The organism is Bartonella sp. MU70NMGDW (assembly GCF_042194085.1).
In the GTDB taxonomy this organism is placed as follows: Bacteria; Pseudomonadota; Alphaproteobacteria; order Rhizobiales; family Rhizobiaceae; genus Bartonella; species Bartonella grahamii.
On sequence record NZ_JBHIMK010000085.1, the window covers coordinates 1 to 6,678 of the forward strand.

Annotated in this window: 4 protein-coding genes, 1 tRNA gene and 3 pseudogenes; 4 read left to right on the top strand and 4 right to left on the bottom strand. The window is 32.7% G+C overall.

Annotated features, from left to right (window positions below; translation table 11 throughout):
• A pseudogene (locus tag ACFIKE_RS07575) lies at positions 1–261 on the bottom strand (aromatic amino acid transporter AroP); the annotation flags it as partial.
• A 166-nt stretch (positions 262–427) separates the two neighbouring features.
• On the opposite strand from ACFIKE_RS07575, the gene ACFIKE_RS07580 reads away from it, so the two are divergent.
• Positions 428–766: a hypothetical protein gene (locus ACFIKE_RS07580; RefSeq protein ID WP_375626851.1), complete on the top strand. Its 339-nt coding sequence runs from the start codon at positions 428–430 to the stop codon at positions 764–766.
• Between the two features lie 570 nt (positions 767–1,336).
• Here the strand turns inward: ACFIKE_RS07580 and ACFIKE_RS07585 are convergent.
• On the bottom strand, positions 1,337–1,540 hold the full coding sequence (locus ACFIKE_RS07585) for a SlyX family protein (RefSeq protein ID WP_375626827.1): 204 nt from the start codon (positions 1,538–1,540) through the stop codon (positions 1,337–1,339).
• Positions 1,541–1,993: 453 nt separating this feature from the next.
• Here ACFIKE_RS07585 and ACFIKE_RS07590 point away from each other — a divergent pair.
• Positions 1,994–2,066, top strand: a tRNA-Thr gene (locus tag ACFIKE_RS07590).
• A gap of 102 nt (positions 2,067–2,168) precedes the next feature.
• On the opposite strand, the pseudogene ACFIKE_RS07595 reads toward ACFIKE_RS07590, so the two are convergent.
• Positions 2,169–2,373, bottom strand: a pseudogene (locus ACFIKE_RS07595) (helix-turn-helix transcriptional regulator).
• A gap of 261 nt (positions 2,374–2,634) precedes the next feature.
• Here ACFIKE_RS07595 and ACFIKE_RS07600 point away from each other — a divergent pair.
• Positions 2,635–2,883 carry a hypothetical protein gene (locus ACFIKE_RS07600; RefSeq protein WP_375649033.1) on the top strand — a complete coding sequence of 83 codons (249 nt, stop codon included), beginning with the start codon at positions 2,635–2,637 and terminating at the stop codon, positions 2,881–2,883.
• A gap of 541 nt (positions 2,884–3,424) precedes the next feature.
• Positions 3,425–4,087: a lysozyme gene (locus ACFIKE_RS07605; RefSeq protein ID WP_012754682.1), complete on the top strand. Its 663-nt coding sequence runs from the start codon at positions 3,425–3,427 to the stop codon at positions 4,085–4,087.
• An 849-nt stretch (positions 4,088–4,936) separates the two neighbouring features.
• Here ACFIKE_RS07605 and ACFIKE_RS07610 read toward each other — a convergent pair.
• Positions 4,937–5,391: pseudogene (locus ACFIKE_RS07610) on the bottom strand (integrase); the annotation flags it as partial.
• Positions 5,392–6,678 lie beyond the last annotated feature (1,287 nt).

Below are 6,678 nucleotides of genomic sequence, written 5' to 3' on the forward strand. Positions count from 1 at the left end.
TCTCCCCCAATATTTATAAGCAAAAAAACTAAATGCTCCTGAAGACGGCTCTTCTACTGACATTTCACCAAGCATTCGCATAATGAAATACATAATAAGCCCGCCGACAAGATAAGATAAAATGACTGAGGGACCAGCTAATTGAATTGCCTCGGTTGACCCATAAAAAAGTCCTGTCCCAATAACGCCACCCAAAGCAATCATTTGAATATGGCGATTTTGAAGGCTACGCTTCAATTCATTGTGCTTTTTTTCAGACATCATGCCTCATTACTTTTGTTGAACCTAACTTCAACTTTTATCGAAAAATCAGGCACCTTTTTCAAAAAACACAAAACAAACGTAAAATTATTTTCTTATCATAATGCAACCCCTTATTTTTTTGTGCATTATATATATATGCCCCGTTGAAGTTTTAAGAAAAAATATGCTCCACCATTTATTTAAATTAATGTCCTTCATTTTCGTTACACTAACTATTATAGCATTGGTCATTGATAACGCACACTCTGTAATCACATCACATTGGACAACAACCCCCTTTAATAAAATTTTAACAAACCTTCTGCAAACAGATGTCTATCACCTTAACCAATCTCTATGCAAGGTAATGCCTGATTTTCTATCTTCAATTTGCATTACTCTCACTTATTTACCAGCATGGTCTATCTTTGGTGCTTTAGCAATAGTATTTTATATCTTAAATTACGAAAAACAAAAACCTTTTCACAAAATGTCATGTACATATAACGAAGAATACATTTAATCTTGAAAAAGACTTCTAGAGCTCTTTATACTATACACAACCGATATCGCTTAGAGCACCTCACCCTATTAAAACAACTGCAAATCACTTGATCATCAAAATGGATTAAAACGCTTTATTATAAATATATGCGCTCACTTATAATTTCTATAGATAACGATAACATCACTTCATTTGTATCAATTTAAAAAAGTAGCGAATAAATCTAACTTCCATCTATAGAAAACTCTGTACAGAAAAAACTTAACATATTGAAGTTCATATATTTTTATGGATACTTCTCTATACTCCACAAAAACTTTTCTTAATTTTAATACTAGAAATCACATATAAAAAACGTCTTCTAATATCAGCACTCTTTATAAAATTAGAACTTCTTGAAATTAAGGAAGAAGCTTATAAAAATTATTCTACAAGTCTAACAAAATGCGTTAAATAAAAACTAATCTGTAAATAATTGCAATTGTAATAAAGAATATTTCGCAGCTTCCTCCCATTGTGATACCCACCCTATTACATCTAAAAAAATCCAAGAGACTATTAGCAGAAGAATTTTTAAGCACCTTCTCCCTATTGAGAAAATGGTAAAACAACAGCTTCAGTAACACTCTGTTCTTTTAAATCTGAAAATCGCCTCGCTAAAACATCAACTTTTTTAGATATCTCATCCAAAATTTTCCATTGATTAGTTACTACTAGAGAAAGCTCCTCAATGAATTTTTCTTGGTAAGCTAGCTTCATTTCTAGTTCTATCAGCCGATCTTCATCCGACATGATTCTTACTCCATCTTAAATAAAAAAACGTGATTAATTTTATTAATCCTCCCCCTTTTTCTTCCCATAAAAATAAGAAGTAACTTTTCAACTAATTCTACTCATCTTATTTTCACATTATAAAGGGTTTATAATGATCTTTTTTTCCTAATCACTTATTCAACAAATTTCTTTCTTAAGAATCAGAAAATGTTTTTATCTTTACTAAGTTATCTTGACACCTTTTTCCATCCTCAAGATTTACATTCCTAGCTTCTTAATTTGAGTGCTATCGTAAATTGGAAAGCATTTATAGTATTAAGATCAAAGAATACTGTCCTCTGACTTTTACATACTTCTCCTGCAAATTATTATCATATTTTATAAATTATTGAAAAAATGCATTCTTGCTTTTATACGTACTTTTAGCTATTACCCTCAAATTAGTTTTGTCTCATTGATTTACAAACCTATGCCGCATTAGCTCAGTTGGTAGAGCACATCATTCGTAATGATGGGGTCGCTGGTTCGAATCCGGCATGCGGCACCGCATTTTCTCTTTATCATATTAGAACATCCAGATTTTTTATTTAATTATCTGTTTGAAAACCACCTTTTAGACCACCTTCTACCGTTTATACAATTTTACCTAATCTGTTGTTATTTGCTCCGTATTTTTCTCTGGAGTAAAGGCTAAGATCTCTTTCTTTCTCCACCTCACCGCTCTCCATAGCTTATATGGCTCCGGAAACAACCCCTTGAAGCACCCAATTGCGAATCGTTGTTGTGGATACACTAAAAAGCTGTACACATTCACGGGTTGTTACATATCTATCGCCATCATCAAATATCATCTCATTACCTTTCTCTTTTTTATGTTATGTAAATGGGCGGAGATGCTAGGAGGAGAGAACCTCCCATATCTTCAAGCGGCTTTTTGTTAAAATCTTTTGTATCTCTTGTATTATTGCCTCTAAAAAGATTTCAATAGCTTGATTGATTTGTTTAAGACGCTTCTGGAAACGTAGCCAATACATCACTAGACAAAGATGATACCATTGGCCTCAAATGCCCCATAAAACGCTTCATATGAAAAAGACGAAAGCGTTATTCATATGGAAAAAATATATGAAACCGAAATCATCGTTCAAGTTTATTACAATACAATATTCTTTACAACACTATCCAATATCATTGGTCCATATATTGAATATGCTCCACTACTATATTGTTTTAGTTGGAAACAGACTACTAGAGAGGGAGAAAATATCGATTATGTTTTATATAACATTTTATTTAAAATCCTTCATAAAGATATTTTTAAGAAAATTAAGCAATTAGAGGAAAAAATAAATAATAGTTAAATTCACTATAGATTTTTTTATTAAATATGTATAATACGTTACGTGTATATCGTGTTGATTCTAAGATAATTTGTAGATCTATAATATTCAACTGTAATGTTTTTTTGTTTTTATGAAAATAATTCTATGGTGTAATTTATGGGTTATGCAATTACTTGAAAATCAATACCTATTATTTCATTACTTATTATATCTCTTATTTTTTTGTTAAAAAATGCTTTTTTTCATCAGGATTATTGAAGTTTTTTAAGTAAAGTTCTTCTAAATCATTCTGGATCAACTGTAAGAATTTATGAGTAAAATCTATCTGACTATAAATGGATCTATTATAAAGTTATTATCTTGAGATGGAGATCAATTGCTGCAAAATGAATGGTGTTTAGCATAATATTTGTTCAAAAAACGATATGGATTTTAACATAACTCACTATGGAGATTTTGAATTTATTATGCCCTTTCGCTGTTCTGTTCTTAAAAATGAGTAGATGTAAGTTTTCGATTCATATCCTGCTTTGTGTAGGTTTTTTTATAGGTAAGAATAATGCGAAAAATATCAAAAGAAGGGCTTGCATTGATTAAGCAATTGGAAGGCTTACGTTTATCGGCTTATGAATATTCTGGTGGTGTATGGACAATTGGTTATGGACATACAAATGCTGCTGGTGCTCCAAGCGTCCACAAAGACATGCAAATTACGGAAAAAGAAGCTGAAAAAATCCTTTGTCAGGATTTGAGAGAGTGTGAACTCGTTGTTGAAAAAGCCGTTACCGTTCCTTTAAACAATGAACAATTCGCGGCATTAGTATCATTTTGCTATAACGTAGGAATAACAGCCTTTTGCAATTCTACACTTTTAAAAAAGCTCAATAAAGGTGCATATGAAGTGGTACCAACTGAATTACAAAAATGGACAAGAGTAGGAGGAAAACGTATCCAAGGTCTTGTCAATCGCCGAGCAGCCGAAGCAGGATTATGGGCGAAAGGATCTCATGTTGCTCCAAATTATCATGTAGTAGAATCAGAAGGTGTAACAGGTATTTGCAAAGTAGAAGCTCTTGCACCAATCATAGGTTCTTTTTCAGGGCTTGGAGGGCTTTTTTCAGGAAATGGTCCTGTTCAATGGGTTTTAGCAGGCATTATGGTTTTAGCTGCTTGTACAGCTATGGTATACATTGCTAAACGCTTTCAAGAACACCGCCTATGATCTTATGGATAAAAAAATATCTAACAATGACATCAGTGACCATAGCAGCTTTTCTTATAGCTTTAGTGAAAGCCTTTTTTCTTGGGAAACAAGTTGAGAAGCAAAAGCAAACAAAGGAAGCTTTCAAAATAGGACAACACGGCTTAAGGTAGAAAATGAAGATTAATAAGAAAACTGATGCTGCTATGCGTACTAAGCTTTCTAACTGGCTGCGCGACGAATGAATAAACTTCTTGTATTGGATGGCTGCCAATTTATTTGAATCGACAAGATATCAATGTGATTAGTCCAAATTTGGCGAGAAATATTTAAAACATAATGAACAAGGTGCTGGTCTATGTGGTTGGAGGCATAAACGGAAAATAAAGTGCTAAGGATACAATTCCTCTGAAAGATTAATCAATGAAAAGATTTGAAAGAGGTCGATATATTCAGATTAAAAGTAAAAGAACTTAAAGGATAAAAACGCTCTGGTGGTCGATAGGATTTAATTAGAGTGACGGAGATGTCTGAGTTGAAGCGAAAGGATTCAACAAGGTTATATTTGTATAAAGTGATTGAGTCTATTGGTGTATTCCAAGAGCATCTTTGTTATCCTACTAAAGAAGATGAGAAAAGATTTTACGGATTGCACTGCTGTCGTCGTTCAAAGAACTAATGATACTCAACGTTCTGTCTTCAACAAAATAGGATTTGGCATGCTTAAGAAAAACAATCCACGGGATTGTATAATGAACAATGGACAGCTTTTATGTGATTTGTGAATGACGTTGTTTCAGCTTTCTAATTGTAATAATGATGTTGAAGATAAGACAAATAGTTCCGCACGGTATCTGCTTTTTCATGCTAAAGTGGCGCAAAAACATTGTGAGTGATCTTGGCTGTTAATTTTTCTGTAGTAAATTCCCTATGTGGGAAATAACATGCAACTCTAGTGGAGAAAACCAGAAACCGTTTTTACCTTCATTTTTTAACTCTGCTTTTTTGCTTTCAAAAGTCGCTTTTGCAGTTTCTTGAAAAATATTGCTTTGCTGTTTTAAGATAACTTGTTCCTGAAATAAAATGGGACCATTACCTTCTTTTAAAACATCACTCTAATATCTTGCAAACTCATATGCTGCTTTTAGAGAAAGTTTGTAACAGAACCGTGCCTTTCACGGCGTTTATTGTGATGTGTATAACGGAAAAATTAAGAGCGTGTATTATCTTTTTGAACATTCAACCACTGTCTTACTTCATCACAATATTTACCTTGAGGAGACACTTTATACAAAAGATGCTGATAATCTATAAATCTCCCTCACCTAATTCACCTTCTCGTTCATCCTTCTATGCATTGCCCGTCCACCTTTTAAACCACCTTAAATTTTTGATATAGAATTTTTTCTTTAATTTTTATTGAATCATAAAAATGATCCATACCAATCTCACCTCTATGCATCTTTATACACTTTGATTCTTGTTTCTAAAGCCCAGTCTGCCAGCGTATCATACTGTTTTTTATATGTAATATATATTTTTAGATTTATTCGTAATTTGTTAGAAAAGTTTCTATATTTTGATAGCAAATCTTCTATCAGTTCACTTTTTGCAAAAGATTCTGAAAGGATTCTCAAAAAGTCCGCAAATTTAAAGACTCTTTAATGCGTATTGTTTCTTTTTTAGAAATCAAAATTGGTGGTGCCCTATTCCTTACCAGAAATTGTATTATTTGAAGAGCAATCTGTATAAGATGGTGTAATCTCTTTTATGAAATTAACTAAAGTTTTTTGAATTTCTAGCATATTGTTTAAAGACAAAAGAAACCTCCCTTTTATTTATACAAGCAGCTTAGACATCAGCTGATAATTCTCCCGCTTATAAAAATCTTTTCTGGAATAACCTTCAAAACCACAATAAAGTGGTGAAAGATAAAACAAGTTTTTTAGATGATCATAACGCACAATAAAATCAGACCAGTTTAAATGTTCAATGCTAACACCTGCTAAACAGAGGCAAATAAGTTTTAGCACGCCTTCAAATTGGAAAGACTTAAACCCACGCGCTACGACGGATTCCAACTCTCATCGTACGATTTACCTTCCCTCCAAAACTTAATCGCTGTAAATATAAAAATCTTGAAGCCCATTCTAAATCCGTGAGAGTTGTTGGGTCTTACTGTATTAAACGTTGAAACTCCTCACAGCTACTCATCTGAAATGCTAGATTTTTCATAAAAGGACGATAGTGACGTTGTAACATCCCCCAAAAGTTTACGACATCACCGGAGAGATTATTGCTAATTTCAGGGGATAGAATCAATTTCTGCTCAAAGAAAATCCCACCCATACCAACAAAAAGATCTAGTCTACATGCTATGAGGAATGTCCTCAATAATTTTGATAATTTTTTTAGTCAAATTTCTTTTGTTACCAATATCAGCAGCAACTGGTGTGGAATTAACATAATTATAATTTTTTATTTTAAAATGTATCCCTCATTTTTTACATTCTTTTATCTATCTTAGCCTTCTTTTCACAGCTTCAAGTGATAAAAAGTAACTGCAATGTTAAGTTGTCTTGCATCGAACAAATTGCTCGCAAACTATCCCT